Genomic DNA, 17,787 nt, shown 5'->3' with positions numbered 1-17,787 from the left:
CAACGCTGAACGTCGTTCATCCGATCTCGGTCTAACGGGTAGAACCTTAGGCAGCGTAAACGTGGGCCTTGCGAGCGACGATCTTCACCGTGCCCTGAAAACGGGGGGCTTCGGCGCGCGAGGCGCTGATCTCGATCGGACGGCCGTCGGCGGCGGTGGCGCTGACCGTGGTCAGAGCCCCCTGCACGTGGGCGCGATCGACCCGCACCTCGAAGCCGGCGTCGTCCAGCACGAAGTCGTGCGGCCGGACATAGGCGGTGGCCGAACCCTCGCGAACGCCGCCGGCCGGCAGGCGCAGCGCGCCGGCGCTGAACTGGCCGCCGCCGACCTGCCCCTCGAAGCAGTTGGCCTCGCCAACGAAGCCGCAGACGAAGGCGGTCTCGGGCTGGTCATGGACCTGATCGGGCGTGCCGATCTGCTCGATCGAGCCCTTGTTCAGGATGGCCACGCGGTCGGCCAGCTCCAGGGCCTCCTCCTGATCATGGGTGACGAAGATGGTGGTGACGCCCGTGGCGTCGTGCACGCGGCGCAGCTCCTTGCGCAGCGACTTGCGGACCGTGGCGTCCAAGGCGCCGAACGGCTCGTCCAGCAAGAGCACGCTGGGCTGCACGGCCAGCGCCCGTGACAGGGCCACGCGTTGGCGCTGGCCGCCCGAAAGCTGCGAGGGGTAGCGCTTGCCCAGGCCGTCCAGCTCGACCAGCTTCAGCAGGTCCTCGACCCGCTGGGCGATCTCGGCCTTGGACGGCTTGTCCTTGCCCTTCCGGACATCGAGGCCGAACGCGATGTTCTTGGCCACGGTCATGTGCTTGAACAGCGCGTACTGCTGGAAGACGAAACCCACGCGGCGATCGGCGGCCGAGGCGAAGGTCACGTCCTCGCCATCGAACAGCACCTGGCCGGCGTCGGGGAATTCCAGGCCGGCGATCGTGCGCAGCAGCGTGGTCTTGCCCGAGCCCGAGGGGCCCAACAGGGCCAGCAGTTCGCCGTCGTCGATCTCGAGATCGACCTTGCTGAGCGCCGGATAGCGTTCGAACTTCTTGTCGACGGAGCGGATGGAGATGGTCATGTGACTGTTAGGTCCGTTCAGTGTCCGCCGCGGCCGCGCCCAAACCCGCTATTGCCGGGTTGGACGACTTCCAGCGCCGTCTTCAGCACCAGGGTCACCACGGCCAGAAGGCAAAGCAAGGCCGCGACGGCGAAGGCGCCGACGAAGTCGTACTCGTTGTAGAGGATCTCGACGTGCAGCGGCATGGTGTTGGTCAGGCCGCGGATATGGCCGCTGACCACCGACACCGCGCCGAACTCGCCCATGGCGCGGGCGTTGCACAGCAGCACGCCATACATCAGCCCCCAGCGGACGTTCGGCGCGGTCACCCGCCAGAAGGTTGTCAGCCCGCTCGCCCCCATCGAAACCGCGGCCTCCTCCTCGGCGGTTCCCTGTTCCTGCATCAGCGGGATCAGCTCTCGGGCCACGAAGGGGAAAGTGACGAAGACGGTCGCCAGCACGATGCCGGGCACGGCGAAGATGATCTTGATGTCGTTGTCGACCAGATAGTCGCCGAACCATCCCTGCAGGCCGAAGATCAGCACGTAGATCAAGCCCGCCACCACCGGCGACACGGAGAACGGCAGGTCGATCAGCGTGATCAGCAGCGCCTTGCCCTTGAAGTCGTGCTTGGCGATCGCCCAGCTCGCGCACAGACCGAAGGCCGCATTGAACGGCACCGCGATCGCCGCCGTGATCAGGGTCAGCTTCACGGCCGCCAGGGCGTCGGCGTTGTTGATCGCCAGCAGCGCCGCGTCGAGACCTTTGCGCAGCGCCTCGGCGAACACGGCGGCCAGTGGCAGGATCAGGACCAGCGCCAGGAAGGCCATGACCGTTCCGATCACCAGGACCTTGGCCCAGAGCGGATCGTCGGTGGCTCGGCGACGCCCTTCCAGAGAGTTTTTGGCGGCGGCCATCAGTCGAACCTCCGCGCCCAGGCCTGGATGCCGTTGATGATCAGCAGCATCGTGAACGAGACCGTCAGCATCACCACCGCGATGGTGGCGGCGCGCGCATATTCGAACTGCTCCAGCTGGATGATGATCAGCAGCGGCGCAATCTCGGACTTGTAGGGCATGTTGCCGGCGATGAAGATCACCGAGCCGTACTCGCCGACCCCGCGCGCGAAGGCCATGGCGAAGCCGGTCAGCCAGGCAGGGGCCAGGGCCGGAAGGACGATGCGCAGGATGGTGTCGATCCGGTTCGCGCCCAGACTGGCGGCAGCCTCCTCGACGTCCTCGGCGGCGTCCCGCAGCACCGGCTCAATGGTGCGGACCACGAACGGCAGGCCGATGAAGATCAAGGCGATGGTCACCCCCACCGGGTTGTAGGCGGCCTTGATACCCAGCGGAGTCAGGAACTGCCCGACCCAGCCGTTGGGCGAATAGAGCGTCGCCAAGGCGATGCCCGCCACGGCGGTCGGCAGGGCGAACGGCAGGTCGACCAGGGCGTTGACCAGGGTCTTGCCGGGAAAGTCGTAGCGCACCAGCGCCCAGGCGGTCAGCACGCCGAACACGCCGTTGATCACGGCCGCCACGAACGCCGCGCCGAAGCTCAGGCGGTAGGCTGCCAATGATCGCTGCGATGTCGCCACGGCCCAGAACTCGGCCGGCGACTGCTGCGCGGCCTTCAGGACCACGGCGCTCAGGGGGATCAGAACGATCAGCGACAGCACGGTCAGCGTCACGCCCATGGTCAGGCCGAAGCCCGGGATGGCGGACCGCCGCCGGAACAAAGGCCGCTTGCTCGGCGGCGCGGGCGGCCGGCGGGCGGCGGTCTCGGCGGTCATCGTCTGATCGTCGTCCAGGGTCCGGGCTCGCCACATGGCTCTAGGCAAAGGCTGAACGCGCGGAGCCCCATCGGGGTCCAGCGACGTCGTTGAAACTGAGCCGCTTAAATCTCTACCTCGACAATGGGGCAAACGAGAAACCCCAACTTAAGACGCAGAAAAACTACCAGCTACGCTATGCCCAGCGATCGGCGAGCCAGTGACTCGGCCCGGCGCCAAAAGCTTGAGCGACATAGTCGCGAACGGCCTCACGGGCTCCCCCCCCTGTTGGTCGAAGCCGCCATTGACCAGCGGCAAACCCGAAAAGCAGATGTTGACCGGCTGATCGTTGGCGTGCTCGCCGCGCACCAGGATGCGGGCGGAAGGGTGCATCTCGCAGAAGCGGCCGATCTCGCCAACCTTTCCCGCCTCGCCGGCAGGCACCAGCATCAGGTTGTTGACGCACGGCAGCGATCCAGCGCCGATGTCCACATAGGCCCCCGGCGTGCAGTAGAACCGGATGTCGTAATGACCCAGGAACGTCAGCACCCTGTTCCAAGGCGTTGCATCGGGCGGAAGATTCACGGTGATGGGAGCCGACCAGTTCATTGGAACTGGCTATCAGAACACCCGAGCTCCGCAAACGATCACGCGACGCCCGGCGTCGCAAAGACGCTCCGAAATCCTTGAAGATCAGAAGATTGAATTGGTAGGCCGGGTGGGGTTCGAACCCACGACCATTCGATTAAAAGTCGAATGCTCTACCACTGAGCTACCGGCCCGCTAACGTCCGGCGGGAGCCGGTTGGAAGCGGCGCGGACCATAGGCGGGGGACTTCCGTGTCGCAAGCATGGTTTCGCCGTTTTTCCGACGGATGACGGCAAAGCTGTGGGCGGGTTAGGGTGAGTCATGCGTGGAACCTTGCTTTTGGCGGTCTTTTGCGGCGCGGCGCTGGCGGGAACGGTCCATGCGCGCCAGCGACAGGAAGCGCCGCCGCTGTTGGGCGCTGCTCCCCCGCAGCAGGAAACGCCGGTCGAGCCTACCGACGACGGACGAATCAGGTCGACGTCCGAGGCGAACCGGGAGGGCATCTCCGGCGCCATGAGCGCGCCGCTGCGCGATGTGAACATCGTCCGCACCAAGATCCCGCGCGTGCTGCTGGAGGCGATGGACGATCCCTATCAGCGCCCCGCTCGCGCCGATTGCGTCAGCCTGATCGCCCTCGTCACGCCGCTCGACAGCGCCCTGGGCGAGGACATCGACCGCAATCCGCCGGTCGACGGCGAGGATCTGATGGATCGGGGACGCAAGGCGGCCGGCCAGGCGGCGCTGGGCGCGCTCGCCAGCACGGCCCAGGACATGATTCCGATGCGCGGCTGGGTGCGGAAACTGACCGGGGCCGAGCGTCACGACCGCCTGGTCCAGAGCGCCATCACCTCGGGCAATGTCCGCCGGGCCTATCTGAAGGGCCTGGGCGAGGCGCGCGGCTGCAATCCGCCGGCCACGCCGCAGCACAAGCCGCCGACCGCGCCCGTGGTCGTCGATCCGGGCATGCCGCCGCCGCGCGATCCTTACGGCCCGCTCAAACCCCGCTTCCCGATCGTCAAGGAAGAGGCGCCCACGGTTCCGCAAGGCCCCCGAGACTAGGCTCCAGCGCCGAACCGGGCGGCTAGCCTTCGCTCAGATGGCGGGCGCGGAAGTCGCGGCGGAACTGTTCGAAGCGCCCCTCGGCGATCGCGGCGCGCATGGCCGCCGTCAGCGCCTGGAAGAAGGCGATGTTGTGCCAGGACAGCAGCACCTGGCCCAGGATCTCCTCGGCCTTGAACAGGTGGCGCAGATAGGCCTTCGAATAGTCGCGGCTGGCCGGGCAGTCGCTGTCCGGGTCGAGCGGCGTCTCGTCCTCGGCGAACTTGGCGTTCTTCAGGTTGATGGCGCCGTCCCAGGTCCAGGCCTGGCCGTGACGGCCGGAGCGTGTCGGCAGCACGCAGTCGAACATGTCGACGCCGCGCGCCACGGCCTCGACCAGGTCGATCGGCTTGCCGACCCCCATCAGGTAGCGCGGACGATCCTGCGGCAACAGCCCCGGGGCGTAGTCCAGCACCTCGCACATGGCTTCGTGCCCCTCGCCCACGGCCAGGCCGCCGATGGCGTAGCCGTCGAAGCCGATCTCGCGCAGACGGTCCGACGACTCGCGGCGCAGGTTTTCGAAGGTCGAGCCCTGCTGGATGCCGAACAGCACCTGGCTGTCGCGCGTCCCGAAGGCGTCCTTCGAGCGCTGGGCCCAGCGGGCGGAGAGCTCCATGCCCTTGCGCGCCCTCGCCTCCTCGGCCGGCCAGGCGACGCACTCGTCCAGTTGCATGACGATGTCGCTGCCCAGCAGGTCGGCCTGGATCTCGATCGAGCGCTCGGGGGTCAGCACGTGCTTGGAGCCGTCGACGTGGCTGGAGAAGGTCACCGCCTCCTCGGTCAGCTTGCTGATCCCCGACAGCGACATGACCTGGAAGCCGCCGCTGTCGGTCAGGATCGGCTTGTCCCAGCGCATGAACTTGTGCAGGCCGCCCAGGCGCGCCACCCGCTCGGCCGAGGGCCGCAGCATCAGGTGGTAGGTATTGCCCAGGATGATGTCGGCGCCGGTGTCCTTGACCTGGTCGACGGTCAGGGCCTTGACGGTCGCGGCGGTGCCCACAGGCATGAAGGCGGGCGTGCGGATGTCGCCGCGCGGAGTCTTGAGAACACCCGTGCGCGCCTTGCCGTCGGTGGCGTTGATCTCGAAGGGAAACGCCATCAGCGGGCCTCGTCCTTGAACAGCAGGCTGCCATCCCCGTAGGAATAGAAGCGGTAGCCCGTGGATATGGCGTGTTCGTAGGCCGCGCGCATGGTCGCCTGGCCGGCGAAGGCGCTGACCAGCATGAACAAGGTCGATCTGGGCAGGTGGAAGTTGGTCATCAGCACGTCGGCGGCGCGAAAGCGGTATCCCGGCGTGATGAAGATGGCCGTCTCGTCGGAAAACGGCCGCACGATCCCGTCCTCGCCAGTGGCGCTCTCCAGCAGGCGCAGGGACGTCGTGCCGACACAGATGATGCGGCCGCCAGCGGCATGAACGGCGTTCAGAGCGTCGGCGACCTGAGCGCTCACCTCGCCGAACTCGGCGTGCATCTTGTGCTCGGAAACGTCGTCGGTCTTGACCGGCAGGAAGGTCCCCGCGCCCACGTGCAGGGTCACGAAGTGCAGCGAGACGCCCTTTTCCTTCAGCCTTTCAAGCAGGTCGGGCGTGAAGTGCAGGCCAGCGGTCGGGGCGGCCACCGAACCGTCCTCGCGAGCATAGACGGTCTGGTAGTCGGCGCGATCGCGCTCGTCCTCGCCCCGCTTGGCGGCGATGTAAGGCGGCAGCGGCATGTCGCCGTGCTTGGCGATGCCAATATCCAGGTCCGGGCCGGAGATGTCGAAGGCCAGCACGACCTCGCCGCCCTCGTGCTTTTCGGCGACGGTGGCGTCGAGGCGATCACCCTCGCAGGCGCGGTCTTCCTGGGAACCAAACGCCACACGGTCGCCGATCTTCAGCCGCTTGCCCGGGCGCATAAAGGCGCTCCAGCGGCTGGGCGAGACACGGCGGTGCAGAGTCGCCTCGACGGCCACGGGCGTGCCGTCCGCCCCCCCCGTCGTCCGGCCTTCGCGCAGGCCGGACAGACGCGCGGGGATCACGCGAGTGTCGTTGAAGACCAGGGCGTCGCCAGGGCGCAGGAAGTCGGGCAATTCGCGGACAATGTGGTCGGCGAGCTCTTCCCCCGGACGGACCACCAGCAGGCGCGCGGCGTCACGCGGCTCGGCCGGACGCAGGGCGATATGGTTCTCGGGCAGGTCGAAATCGAAGTCGGAAAGGCGCATGGGCGGGCTTCAAGCGCACGATGGATCGGCAAGGTCAAGACATACGCGATTTCGAACACGGCTTCTTCTACCCTTCCGGCGCGTAGGGCGAAGCATCCATGGCAGAGCCGTGCTATGGGCGACCCATGCGCCTGATCGTTCAGCTTCTCAGCCTTCTCGTCCGCGGCACGGCCTTGATGTTGGGCCTCGTCGGCCTGGGTTTCGCGGGTGCGTGCCTGGGCGGCGCCTGGAGCGATCGGCTGGACGCCTTCACCCATGCCGCCCCGCTGTGGCTGATGATGGGCGTCGGCGCGGTGGTGCTGGGCGGGATCTTCGCGCGCGGCGGCGAGCGCTGGGTGATGCTCGGTCTGGGTGTGGCGACGCTGCTAGCCTGCTCGGTGCTGATGCTGCCCGAGCTGTGGGCTTCGTGGCGCTTCAAGCCGGCGCCCCCGGCCGCGAGCGACCTGAAGATCGTGCAGTTCAACATCTGGCACGATAACAAGACGCCCGAAAAGAGCCTCGCCTGGGTCATGGCCCAGGACGCCGACGTCGTGATCGTCGAGGAAGGCGCCGGCGACGCCTGGCCCGCCATCCAGGCGCTGAAGACCGCTTACCCGTTCGCCTCGTGCGACAAGGTCTCCAAGTGCGAGACCTGGATATTCTCGCGCAAGAAGATGATCGCGCGTGGCGGCATGCCGACGGATCGCCCCTATCTCTCGGGCGCCTGGGCGACCCTGGCCGACGCCAAGGGGCCGTTCACGGTCGTGGGCGTCCACTACACATGGCCCGTACCGGCCGGCATCCAGCAGAACCAGAGCCGCAAGCTGGTCAGGTTCGCCTCCGACTTCGACAAGAAGAGCACGATCATCACGGGGGACTTCAACTCGACACCCTGGTCGTTCACCCTTAAGCGTCAGGACAAGGCCCTGGGCCTGCGCCGCTGGACCCGCGCCATACCCTCGTGGCCGGCCAGCAAGTTCTCGCGGGTCATGGTCGCCCCCGCCCCGTTCCTGCCCATCGATCATGTCTATGCCGGCAGCGAGTGGTACGCGGTGAATGTCGTGCGCGGCCCGGCCCTGGGTTCCGACCACCGGCCTATCCTGATCACCCTGCGCCGCGGCCCGAAATAGAAACGGCCCCGGACGAGGTCCGAGGCCGTTTCTTCAGGTTCTGCAAGCGAGCCTTAGGCGTCCGCGGCGATCTTGGCGCTGATGATCTTGCCCGGGGCGCGCGGCGGCTCGCCCTTCGGCAGGGCGTCGACATGTTCCATGCCTTCAACCACTTGGCCCCAGACGGTGTATTGCTTGTCCAGGAAGGTGGCGTCGTCGAACACGATGAAGAACTGGCTGTTGGCCGAGTCCGGGTTCGGGGTGCGGGCCATCGAGACCACGCCGCGCACGTGCGGCTCGTCGTTGAACTCGGCCTTCAGGTCCGGCTTGTCCGAACCGCCGCGGCCGGTGCCCGACGGATCGCCGCCCTGGGCCATGAAGCCCGGGATCACGCGGTGGAAGACGACGCCGTCATAGAAACCTTCGCGCACCAGCTCCTTGATCCGCGCCACGTGGCCCGGGGCCAGGTCGGGACGAAGCTTGATCGTGACCGGACCGCTCTCGAGGGTCAGGATCAGGGTATTTTCGAGATCGGCCGACATGGTCTTCCCTTGGATGACAAGTGTTGTGAACGCGCTTCTAGCGCGGTTCACGCCCACCTGTGAACCAAGTTGAGCCCAGAAACCGGTAAGGCCTCAGCGAACCTCGACCGGAAGATCAATGTCGCAGACCGAAAAATCGGCGCCCTTCAGCGCGCGAAGACGTTTGGTCTCGGCGGCGAACCAGGCGCCCTTCGGGTCGATCACCCGCACCTGGGGCCGCTGGCTTTCGGGAATATCCGACAGCAGACGAACCTTCTGCATCTGGTCCTGCGGGGCCGGAACGGGCTCCCCGGTCTTGATGGCGCGCACGGCTTCGAGGCCGCTGATCACGCGGCCGAAGGCGGTGTAGCGCTTGTCCAGCGACGGATAGGGCTGGCGCATCAGGAAGAACTGGCTGTTGGCCGAGTTGTTGTCCTCGTCGCGGGCCATGCCGATCACGCCGGGACAGTAGGTTCCCCAGGCCGAGACCTTCTTGTCGGCGGTCATGTCGCTCCAGGTCCAGGCCTGGCTGACGACCGGCAGCGATTTCAGGTAGCCAACCTCCAGGCCCGCCGGCGCGGCCATCGCCACGAACGGCGTCTCGCCGCTGCGGCGGAAGGTGAATTCGGCCTTCAGATTTGGCTTGTCGGAGCCGCCCTCGCCCGTGTTGGTCGGGTCGCCCGTCTGGGCCATGAACTTGTCGATGACCCGGAAGAAGGTGCGGCCGTCATAGACACCCGCCCGGGTCAGCTCCTGCAGGCGCGCCACGTGGTTCGGAGCGACATCCGGGACCAGCTCGACCAGCACGCGCCCTTTGTTGGTGTCGATCACCATCACCGTGTCCGGAGCCGGCGTCCGCCAGTCTTGCTCGGAAGGCTTGGCCAAAGCCGAGGGCGTCGTCGCCAGGGCCGGACCGGTGATCGCCGCCAGGCAGAGCCCGGCCAGGAGCGTGCGCGAGAAGATCATGTCACTTAATTTGCACGGGGACGTCGACGTCGCAATTGGTGAAGCTAGGGCCCATCTCGGCCTGACGCTTGGTCACCAGAGCCTTGAAGGCGGCGCCACGGGTATCCATCACCTGGATCGAAGGACGCTTGTCGGCCGGCAGGTCGGCCAGCATCTTCACGCTGATCATCTTGTCCTGCGGATCCGGCACAGGCTCGCCGGCCTTGATGCTGCGCACGACCTCCAGGCCCGACAGCACCCGACCGAAGGCGGTGTAGGTCTTGTCCAGCGAGGCGTTGGGCTGGCGCATGAAGAAGAACTGGCTGTTGGCGCTGTTGGGATCGCCGGCGCGAGCCATGCCCAGCACGCCCGAGCAGAAGTTCCCCCAGCTGGCCACCTTGCGGTCGGCGGTCATCACGGCCAGGGCCGAGTTCTGGCTGGACACCGGCATCGCGCCGATCCAGCCCAGTTCGCCGCTGCCGACCTTGAAGCCCGCGCCCAGCGGTAGGTCCATGCCACGGCGGAAGGTGAACTCGGCCGTCAGGTTGGGCAGGTCCGAGCCGCCCTCGCCCGTATTCTTGGGGTCACCCGTCTGGGCCATGAAGTCGCTGATAACCCTGAAGAAGGTCAGGCCGTCATAGAAGCCGCTCTTTACCAGGCTACGCACGCGCTCGACATGGTTGGGCGCGGCGATCGGATCGAGCTCGGCGATGATCCGCCCCTTGTTGGTCTCGACGACGATAACGTTGTTCGGATCAGGCGTGCGCCAGTCGGCGGTCTGGGCCGAGGCCGCCGAAACAGAGGCCGTCGTAGCGACAAGCGCCAGGGCGGCGGCGGTCATGGCGAGCTTCATAGAAATCCCCGAACAGAATAGTCGGGGGTCGGCGTAGAACGCCACGGTCGCCCCGACAAGTGCGGCGACTGTTCAACCGCACGATTCCGGCCGGAACGGGGCGACGGCTACGCTTCCGACGCGGCCTTGAAGACCGCCAATTGGTCGTTGAAGGCGCGTTGGAAGGCGGGACGGGCCTCGGCCCGGGCGACATAGGCCAGGAGGCTCGGATAGTCGTTCAGGATTCCGGACGCGCCCAGACGGCGAAGCACCACCACCACCATCAGGTCGCCGGCGCTGAAGTCGCCGTTCAGCCAGTCGGCGTCGCCCAGACGATTGGCGAGCTGGTCCAGACGTGTGCGGACGGCCTGTTCCAGCATCGGTTGGCGCGCCTCGAACCAGGGCTTGTCGCGCTCCAGGATCGTGGCCATGCCGAACTCCACGATCGGCGGCTGCACGGTGCTGACCGCGGCGAACATCCAGGTCAACGCCCGCGCCCGGGCGTTGGCGTCGTCCGGCAGCAAGCCGGCATGGCGCTCGGCGATGTGGAAGACGATAGCGCCGGATTCGAACAGGACCAGATCGCCGTCCTCATAGGTCGGGATCTGGCCGAAGGGCTGCACCGCCAGATGGTCGGGCGCCTTCATCTGGGGAAAGGTGACCAGGCGGACGTCGTAGGGCTGGCCCACTTCCTCCAGCGCCCAGCGGACCGCCATGTCGCGCGCCAAGCCTCTGCCGCGATCGGGCGATTGCTTGAAGGCGGTTATGGTCGGGCTCATGATGCGGCCTCCGGGCTGTCGCTGTCCCGAGGAACGAACGGCCGGGCGGCGTTCCGACACCGCCCGGCCGAAAATCGTCGATCAGGCCCTGCCGACCTTGGCCAGCAGTTGCTCGGCCACGCCCGCCGGCACGAACTTGGTGATATCGCCGCCCAGAGCCGCGATCTCCTTGACCAGACGCGAGGCGATCGCCTGGTGGCGCGGGTCGGCCATCAGGAAGACGGTCTCGATCTCGCGATCCAGCTGCTGGTTCATCGCCGTCATCTGGAATTCGTATTCGAAGTCAGCCACGGCCCGCAGGCCGCGCACGATCATCTGAGCATGCACGTCGCGGGCGAAGTGCATCAGCAGGCTCTCGAACGGCCGGACCTCGATCTGGGCGATCTTGGTCAGGTGCGCCGTTTCCTTCTCCAGGATGGCGACCCGCTCATCCAGCGAGAACAGCGGCCCCTTGCCGATGTTCACCGCCACGCCGATCACCAGCTTGTCGACCAGCTTCACGGCCCGACCGATGATGTCGAGGTGACCGTTGGTGACCGGATCGAAGGTCCCCGGATAAAGCCCAACCCGCATGCAGCCCCCTTACTCTAAGGGTTCGAGGGTTTACAGGGTCTCATCCGCCCCGCTGTCCTCGCCCTGGTTGTCGTCTCCGCCGGAATCGGCAAGGCGCTCGACGCTGACGACATGCTCGTCTTGCGCGGTGCGGAAGATGGTTACGCCCTGAGTATTCCGCGCTGCAACACGAATTTGCGAGACCGGCACCCGGATAAGCTGACCCTGGTCGGTCACCAGCAGGATCTGGTCGCTCTCTTCGATCGGGAACGAGCCCACCAAACGGCCGCCACGCTTGCTGAGATCCTGCGCGGCCAGACCCTGGCCGCCGCGGCCGGTGCGGCGGAAGTCATAGGCGCTGGTGCGCTTGCCGAAGCCTTCCGACGACACGGTCAGCAGGATTTCCTCGGCCGCGCCCAGTTCGGCGATGCGTTCCGGCGTCAGGGAGGCTTCCCCGACCTCGTCCTCGCCGTCCTCGACCGGCGCCGAGGCGTCTTCCCCTTCGTCGCCGTCGGCGGCGCGCAGCATGGCGCGCTGGTGCTTGAGATAGGCGGCGCGTTCGGCGGGTGTGGCGTCGACGCTGCGCAGGACGGCCATCGAGATGACGGTGTCGTCGCCGGCCAGCTTAACGCCGCGCACGCCGGTCGAATCGCGGCTGGCGAACACGCGCACCTCGTCGACCGAGAAGCGGATGCAGCGGCCGGCCGCCGTGGTCAGCAGCACGTCCTGGTCGCTGTTGCAGACGGCGACGCCGACGATGCCGTCGCCTTCGTCCAGCTTCATGGCGATCTTGCCGTTGCGGCGGACGTCCACGAAGTCGCTGAGCTTGTTGCGGCGCACGCTGCCCGAACGGGTGGCGAACATTACGTCCAGGCCGCCCCAGGTGGCCTCGTCCTCCGGCAGGGTCAGGATCGAGGTGATCGTCTCGCCTGGTTCGATTGGCAGCAGGTTGACGAACGCCTTGCCGCGCGAGTTGGCGGCGCCTTGCGGCAGGCGCCACACCTTCATCTTGTAGACCTTGCCGCCCGAGGTGAAGAACAGCAGCGGCGCGTGGGTCGAGGCCGAGAACACGCGCGTGACGGCGTCCTCGGTCTTGGTCGCCATACCCGACTTGCCTTTGCCGCCCCGGTGCTGGGTGCGGTAGTTCGCCAGCGGCGTGCGCTTGACGTAGCCGCTCATGGTGACGGTGATGACCATGTCCTCGCGGACGATCAGATCCTCGTCTTCCATGTCGGCGTCGCCGTCGACGATCTGGCAGCGGCGCGGAATGGCGAACTTCTCGCGGACCTCAACCAGTTCCTCGCGGACCACGGCCATGATGTTGGCGCGGTCGGACAGCAAATCGAGATAGCCGCGGATGGCTTCGGCCAGGGCGGCGGCTTCGTTGCCGATTTCCTCGCGACCCAGACCCGTCAGGCGCGACAGCGTCAAAGCCAGGATGGCGCGGGCCTGCTCGTCGGTCAGGCGGATCAGGCCGCCATCTTCCTGCAGGGTGCGAGGATCCGCGATCAGTTCGACCAGGGGCAGCATGTCGCCGGCCGGCCACGCCTTGGCCACCAAGCGTTCGCGGGCTTCGGTCGGGTCCTTGGACGAGCGGATGATGTGAATGAACTCGTCGATATTGGCGACGGCGATGGTCAGGCCGACCAGCACGTGGCCACGATCGCGGGCCTTGCCCAGTTCGAACTTCGTCCGGCGGACGACGACTTCCTCGCGGAAAGTGACGAACAGCTGCAGCAGCTTGTGCAGGCCCATCTGCTCGGGACGGCCGCGGTTCAGGGCCAGCATGTTGACGCCGAACGAGCTCTGCAGCGCCGTGAAGCGGTACAGCTGGTTCAGGATCACCTCGCCCGAGGCGTCGCGCTTCAGCTCGACCACGATGCGCATCCCGTCGCGGTTCGACTCGTCGCGGATGTCGGCGACGCCCTCGATCCGCTTATCGCGGACCATTTCGGCGATGTACTCGACGAGGTTGGACTTGTTCACCTGATAGGGAATGGCGGTGATGACGATGGCTTCGCGGCCGGCGCGGATCTCCTCCACCGTGGCTAGGCCGCGCATGATGACCGAGCCACGGCCCGTCAGCAGCGCCTGGCGCGGGCCCGCGCGACCGATGATCTCGCCGCCGGTCGGGAAGTCGGGACCTGGCACCAGGTCCAGCAGTTGGTCGGTGGTGACGTCCGGCTCGTCGATCAGCAGCAGGCAGGCGTCGATGATTTCGCCGAGGTTGTGCGGCGGGATGTTGGTCGCCATGCCGACGGCGATGCCGCCCGCGCCATTGACCAGCAGGTTCGGGATCCGCGACGGCAGGACGGTCGGTTCCTGCTCCTTGCCGTCGTAGTTGTCGGCGAAGTCGACCGTGTCCTTGTCCAGGTCGGCCAGCAGCGACATGGCCGGCGGGGCCATGCGGCATTCCGTGTAACGCATGGCGGCGGGCATATCGCCGTCGACCGAACCGAAGTTGCCCTGACCGTCGATCAGCACCAGGCCCATCGAGAAGGACTGGGTCATGCGGACCAGGGTGAAGTAGATCGAGGCGTCGCCGTGCGGGTGATACTTACCCATCACGTCCCCGACCACGCGTGCGGACTTGACGTACGGACGGTCCGGAGTCTGCCCCTGCTCATGCATCGAGAACAGCACGCGGCGGTGCACGGGCTTTAGACCATCGCGCGCGTCCGGCAGGGCGCGGCTGACAATCACGCTCATCGCATAGTCGAGATACGAACGACGCAGTTCGTCTTCGATGTTGATGGGCGCTACGTCCCCGCCCGAAGCATCAGGGGGGAGAGTTTTTTGATCGTCGCTCAAGGGGATTTTTCGCCGTCAGAATCGGACACGGAACCGTCGAAAACAGTTAGCATTCGGATGGGGAAGGCGCCACCTTTCCGGGCGCTGCATCCCGTCCGTTTGCTTGAATCCGAAGGAAAAACGCATGATCCGCCTCCCCGCCGCGACCACCCTCGCCCTCGCCGCTCTGATCGCCGCTTCGTCCGGCGTCGGCGCCGCTTGGGCCCAGACCGCCGCGACCGCCGTGGTGAAGACCAGTGACGGCAAGGACGCCGGCGTGGTCACGCTGACCGAGGCCCCGCACGGGGTGCTGCTGAAGCTGGAACTGAAGGGCCTGACGCCGGGCTGGCATGCGGTGCACTTCCACGAAAAGGGCGACTGCGGCGCACCGGACTTCAAGTCGGCCGGCGCCCACGTCCACACCTCCGCCACCACGATCCACGGCCTGTTGAACCCGGACGCCAACGACAGCGGCGACCTGCCGAACGTCTTCGCCAACGCGGACGGCTCGGCCACGACCGAGGCTTATTCAACCCTGGTGTCGCTCAAGGGCGCCGGCGGCCGCCCCGCCCTGCTGGATGCCGACGGCTCGTCGATCGTCGTCCACGCCAGCCCGGATGACCACAAGAGCCAACCGATCGGCGGCGCCGGCGCGCGCGCGGCTTGCGGCGTGTTCAAGTAAAGCTGTAGAGCGTGGCAGCCGAAAGTGTGAGCGGTTTCGGCGCCTGCCACGCTCTAAGTACTTGAGATAGAGCCTGTTTATCCGTTTCTGATGCTTCCATCAGAAGCGGACAGGCTCTAGGCTTCCGCCACGTTTCTATTCGTGGCGGGAAATCCCATGCGTATCTGGCGGCTGTCGCTTCTCGCCATTCTGCTGGCCGCGACGGCCGCCTGCCACGACTCCAAGGCGTCCAAGGAGGCCAAGCCGCCGGAAAAAGCGGCCGCCGCCACGCCCTCGCCATCGACACAGCTCGTCTCGCTGGCCTGGAGGCCGACGAATGGCGACCAGAACCTCCAGTCCTTCGAGCTTCGACTGACGGGCGCCGAGATCGTCTCCGTCTGCAACAAGCCGCCCGGATGGATCCTCGAAGGCGCGGGCGACAAGATCAAAGGCTACGCCACGGTCGGCGCGGGCTTCGTCGGCGTCGATCATCTGGACGACCTCGACGGCCTTTTCCTGATCCAGACCCATGCCGGCGAGACGCTGGGCGTCAGCGGCAAGCTGCTGACGGGTGTCTATGCCGACGACGGCGGCCAGAGCGAGATCGCGGCGACATCGGCGCTCCTGAGGCGCGAACCCGCCGCCGAATGTCCGCCCCCTAGGGATTAGCGCTTTCGACCAGGGCCTCGGCGGCCTTGGCGCGCTTCTCGGTCAGGGCCACCAGGGCCACGCCGACCATGGTCGCGCCGCCGCCGATCAGCAGCTGGGCCGTCAGCTTGTCGCCCAGGAAGAGCACGCCGATCGAGCACGAGACCAATGGCGTCAGCAGGAAGTATGGCGTAACCCGCCCGGCCTCGCGGCGCTGGACCAGCCAGAACAGCAGGGCGCTGGCCCCGATGGTCGAGACCACGCCGGCGAACAGCACGCACAGCCAGGCGATCGGCGGCGCGGTCTGCATCCTTGCGACCTGGTTCGTCTCGAACAGGGCCGACAGGATCAGCAGCACGGGCGCGGCGACCAGCGCCGTCATGCCCTGCAGCTTCAACGGCTTGATGCCGGGCGTCTTGCGCACCAGCACAGTAGCCACGGCCCAGCAGGCGCTGGAGAAAACGATCAGCAGGATTGCCGGCAGGTCTCCTGCCCCGTGCGGATCCAGGCTCATCCACGCCACGCCGATGAACGCCACCGCCAGGCCCGCCACGGCCGGCGCTCGCATCGTCTCGCCTAGCATCCGCCAGGCGAAGATGGCGGTGAACGGGATCCAGAGCTGGCTGGCCACGACCAGCGGGCTCAGAGCGTCGGCCATGCTGAAGGCGATATAGATCACGCCGAAATGGATCGGCCCCGTCAGCAGTACGATGGTCAGCAGCTTCCTCGGCTCGGGAAACGGCGGCTTGATGAACGGGAACAGGAAGGCCAGCGCCGAGGCGAACCTCAGCCCGCCCATCAGCATCGGCGGCAGGTAGTGCGTCGCCACCTTGGCGGCGGCGTTGTTGATCCCCCAGGTCAGGATGATCCCCAGTATCGCGAGGTATTCCAGACCGGTCAGTGGGGACGACTTGGAGGACATGAGGGGGCTTGGACCAGACCAGGCCCTCCGGGTCAATAAACGCCGACCACCTCGCGGACGGCCGAGGTCAACCGCTCGAGATCCCCGTCCGGGGTGGTGAAGGCCGGCGTGAGATAGACGACCTTGCCCATCGGCCGGATCCAGACGCCCAGCTCGGCGAAGCGCGCGCAGAGATCACCGACCGCCACCGGCGCGTCGAACTCGACCACGCCGATCGCCCCCAGGATCCGGACATCGACGACGCCACGCTTCGCTCGGCAAGGCTCCAGCCCGTCGGCCAAGGCCGTGGAAACCCGCGCCACATTGGCCGCCCAGGATCCATCCTCGAACAGGTCCAGCGAGGCGTTGGCCGCCGCGCAGGCCAGCGGATTGGCCATGTAGGTCGGTCCGTGCATCAGGGCCGCGCCCGGATCATCGGACCAGAAGGCCTTGAACACCTTGCGCGAGGCCACCGCCGCCGACAGCGGCAAAGTTCCGCCGGTAAGCGCCTTGGAGAGGGTGACGATGTCCGGCTCGATCCCCGCCGCCTGCATGGCGAACAGGGGCCCGGTTCGGCCAAAGCCCGTGAATATCTCGTCGAAGATCAGCAGCACGCCGTGCTTGTCAGCCAGCCGACGCAGGGTCCGCAGCACGTTCGGCGAATGCAGCAACATGCCGCCCGCGCCCTGGACCAACGGCTCGACCAGGATCGCCGCGATCTCGTGGCCGCGCTCGGTCAGCAGGGCGTCGAGCGCCGCCTCGCTGGCCGCATCGCGCGGCAGATCGGCGATCACCTGTTCGGGCATGACGCCGGCGAACAGGCTGTGCATCCCCTCCTCCGGGTCGCAGACCGTCATCGTCGCCAGGGTGTCGCCGTGATAGCCGCCCCGGAAGGCCAGGAACTTGGTGCGACCTCGAACGCCGCGATTGATCTGGAACTGCAGCGCCATCTTCATGGCGATCTCGACCGAGACCGAGCCGCTTTCGGCGAAGAACACGTGGTCCAGCTCGCCCGGCAGCAGCCGGGCCAGCCGCGCCGCCAGGCGATAGGCCGGCTCGTGCGCCAGGCCCCCGAACATCACGTGCGGCATGGCCTCGACCTGCGTCCGCAACGCGTCGGCGATATGCGGATGGTTGTAGCCGTGACAGGCCGTCCACCAGGAGGCCAAGCCGTCGACCAGCTCTCGCCCATCGGCCAGCACCAGCCGCGAGCCCCGCGTGGCCACCACCGGCAGCGGCGGCCGCGCCGTCTTCATCTGGCAGTACGGACGCCAGACGTGCGGCGCGCCAGCGGTCAGCCAGGCTGGATCGGACATGACGGTTTCCGTTTGCGGACTCGGGGCGCTCTGCCTATTCCCGCCCACCAGCCACG

18 protein-coding genes and 1 tRNA gene are annotated in these 17,787 nt (G+C 67.0%); 4 read left to right on the top strand and 15 right to left on the bottom strand.

Going from position 1 to position 17,787, the window contains the following annotated elements:
* Positions 1-46 precede the first annotated feature (46 nt).
* The 5 genes from AC1RNC_RS06245 to AC1RNC_RS06225 form a co-directional block, all read right to left on the bottom strand.
* Positions 47-1,066: a sulfate/molybdate ABC transporter ATP-binding protein gene (locus tag AC1RNC_RS06245; RefSeq protein ID WP_492884631.1), complete on the bottom strand. Its 1,020-nt coding sequence runs from the start codon at positions 1,064-1,066 to the stop codon at positions 47-49.
* A 17-nt stretch (positions 1,067-1,083) separates the two neighbouring features.
* Positions 1,084-1,962: a sulfate ABC transporter permease subunit CysW gene (gene cysW / locus AC1RNC_RS06240; RefSeq protein ID WP_492838402.1), complete on the bottom strand. Its 879-nt coding sequence runs from the start codon at positions 1,960-1,962 to the stop codon at positions 1,084-1,086.
* The gene (gene cysT, locus AC1RNC_RS06235) at positions 1,962-2,834 is read right to left on the bottom strand and encodes a sulfate ABC transporter permease subunit CysT (protein WP_492884629.1); all 873 of its coding nucleotides are present in this window, start codon (positions 2,832-2,834) and stop codon (positions 1,962-1,964) included. The genes cysW and cysT overlap by 1 nt, the downstream gene beginning before the upstream one ends.
* A 147-nt stretch (positions 2,835-2,981) precedes the next feature.
* A complete protein-coding gene (locus AC1RNC_RS06230) occupies positions 2,982-3,422 on the bottom strand; it encodes a hypothetical protein (protein ID WP_492884627.1) in 441 nt (146 codons plus the stop codon).
* A gap of 98 nt (positions 3,423-3,520) precedes the next feature.
* Positions 3,521-3,595: transfer RNA gene (locus AC1RNC_RS06225), tRNA-Lys, on the bottom strand.
* 127 nt (positions 3,596-3,722) lie between these two features.
* Here AC1RNC_RS06225 and AC1RNC_RS06220 point away from each other — a divergent pair.
* Positions 3,723-4,460 (top strand): hypothetical protein, encoded by a 738-nt coding sequence (locus AC1RNC_RS06220; protein ID WP_492884625.1) that lies wholly within the window; start codon positions 3,723-3,725, stop codon positions 4,458-4,460.
* 22 nt (positions 4,461-4,482) lie between these two features.
* On the opposite strand, the gene tgt is transcribed toward AC1RNC_RS06220, so the two are convergent.
* Together tgt and queA are read right to left on the bottom strand one after the other, a co-directional pair.
* Complete coding sequence (gene tgt, locus AC1RNC_RS06215) at positions 4,483-5,601, bottom strand: tRNA guanosine(34) transglycosylase Tgt (RefSeq protein WP_492885492.1); 1,119 nt, start codon at positions 5,599-5,601, stop codon at positions 4,483-4,485.
* Positions 5,598-6,698, bottom strand: coding sequence for a tRNA preQ1(34) S-adenosylmethionine ribosyltransferase-isomerase QueA (gene queA, locus AC1RNC_RS06210; RefSeq protein WP_492884623.1), 1,101 nt, complete (start codon positions 6,696-6,698; stop codon positions 5,598-5,600). Before queA ends, tgt begins: the two co-directional genes overlap by 4 nt.
* A gap of 125 nt (positions 6,699-6,823) precedes the next feature.
* Between queA and AC1RNC_RS06205 the strand changes: the two genes are divergently transcribed.
* A complete protein-coding gene (locus AC1RNC_RS06205; protein WP_492884621.1) occupies positions 6,824-7,807 on the top strand; it encodes an endonuclease/exonuclease/phosphatase family protein in 984 nt (327 codons plus the stop codon).
* A 53-nt stretch (positions 7,808-7,860) separates the two neighbouring features.
* On the opposite strand, the gene AC1RNC_RS06200 is transcribed toward AC1RNC_RS06205, so the two are convergent.
* The 6 genes from AC1RNC_RS06200 to gyrA form a co-directional block, all read right to left on the bottom strand.
* On the bottom strand, positions 7,861-8,328 hold the full coding sequence (locus AC1RNC_RS06200; protein ID WP_492839687.1) for a peptidylprolyl isomerase: 468 nt from the start codon (positions 8,326-8,328) through the stop codon (positions 7,861-7,863).
* A gap of 93 nt (positions 8,329-8,421) precedes the next feature.
* Positions 8,422-9,273: a peptidylprolyl isomerase gene (locus tag AC1RNC_RS06195; protein WP_492884619.1), complete on the bottom strand. Its 852-nt coding sequence runs from the start codon at positions 9,271-9,273 to the stop codon at positions 8,422-8,424.
* Position 9,274: 1 nt separating this feature from the next.
* Positions 9,275-10,105, bottom strand: coding sequence for a peptidylprolyl isomerase (locus tag AC1RNC_RS06190; protein ID WP_492884617.1), 831 nt, complete (start codon positions 10,103-10,105; stop codon positions 9,275-9,277).
* Between the two features lie 107 nt (positions 10,106-10,212).
* Complete coding sequence (locus AC1RNC_RS06185) at positions 10,213-10,863, bottom strand: glutathione S-transferase family protein (RefSeq protein ID WP_492884615.1); 651 nt, start codon at positions 10,861-10,863, stop codon at positions 10,213-10,215.
* A gap of 81 nt (positions 10,864-10,944) precedes the next feature.
* Entirely contained in the window at positions 10,945-11,436 is a 492-nt protein-coding gene (coaD, locus tag AC1RNC_RS06180) for a pantetheine-phosphate adenylyltransferase (protein WP_125157476.1), read from the bottom strand.
* A 30-nt stretch (positions 11,437-11,466) separates the two neighbouring features.
* Entirely contained in the window at positions 11,467-14,226 is a 2,760-nt protein-coding gene (gyrA, locus tag AC1RNC_RS06175; protein WP_492884613.1) for a DNA gyrase subunit A, read from the bottom strand.
* Positions 14,227-14,350: 124 nt separating this feature from the next.
* Here gyrA and sodC point away from each other — a divergent pair, with 124 nt between their 5' ends.
* Positions 14,351-14,887, top strand: coding sequence for a superoxide dismutase[Cu-Zn] (gene sodC, locus AC1RNC_RS06170; RefSeq protein WP_492884611.1), 537 nt, complete (start codon positions 14,351-14,353; stop codon positions 14,885-14,887).
* A gap of 156 nt (positions 14,888-15,043) precedes the next feature.
* On the top strand, positions 15,044-15,535 hold the full coding sequence (locus tag AC1RNC_RS06165; RefSeq protein WP_492884609.1) for a hypothetical protein: 492 nt from the start codon (positions 15,044-15,046) through the stop codon (positions 15,533-15,535).
* Here the strand turns inward: AC1RNC_RS06165 and AC1RNC_RS06160 are convergent.
* A complete protein-coding gene (locus tag AC1RNC_RS06160; RefSeq protein WP_492884607.1) occupies positions 15,525-16,472 on the bottom strand; it encodes a DMT family transporter in 948 nt (315 codons plus the stop codon). The genes AC1RNC_RS06165 and AC1RNC_RS06160 overlap by 11 nt on opposite strands.
* The gene (locus AC1RNC_RS06155; RefSeq protein ID WP_492884605.1) at positions 16,469-17,731 is read right to left on the bottom strand and encodes an adenosylmethionine--8-amino-7-oxononanoate transaminase; all 1,263 of its coding nucleotides are present in this window, start codon (positions 17,729-17,731) and stop codon (positions 16,469-16,471) included. The genes AC1RNC_RS06160 and AC1RNC_RS06155 overlap by 4 nt, the downstream gene beginning before the upstream one ends.
* Between the last annotated feature and the right edge of the window lie 56 nt (positions 17,732-17,787).

Source organism: Caulobacter sp. GW822-FHT01G02 (assembly GCF_058802865.1).
Note: the sequence above shows the minus strand (reverse complement) of the source record. Positions and strands in the feature narration are given on the sequence as shown.